Below are 264 nucleotides of genomic sequence, written 5' to 3'. Positions count from 1 at the left end.
CCTGACACCGAATGGGGCATCGACGATCTCGCCGCGCTGGCCGACAGCGGCGTCTCGGCGGTGCTGCTGCCCAAGGTGTCGGACGCGGCGACTCTGACGGTCGCGCGCCACGCACTGGGCGCGGGCCCGGCGCTATGGGCGATGATCGAGACGTGCCGCGCGATCGTCGATCTTCCCGCGATCGGGGCGGCGGCGGCCGCGACCGGGCTGAGCACCTTCGTCGTCGGCGGCAACGATCTGGCGAAGGAAATGCGGTGTAGTCCC

At 71.6% G+C, this 264-nt stretch carries 1 protein-coding gene; it reads left to right on the top strand.

Going from position 1 to position 264, the window contains the following annotated elements; genetic code table 11:
• The coding region (locus CVH10_RS21440; protein WP_369335951.1) for an aldolase/citrate lyase family protein at positions 1 to 264 on the top strand (264 nt) is incomplete at both ends.

The sequence above is a fragment of the Halomonas sp. ND22Bw genome (assembly GCF_003011945.1).
GTDB classification, from domain to species: domain Bacteria; phylum Pseudomonadota; class Gammaproteobacteria; order Pseudomonadales; family Halomonadaceae; genus Halomonas; species Halomonas halophila.
Note: the sequence above shows the minus strand (reverse complement) of the source record. Positions and strands in the feature narration are given on the sequence as shown.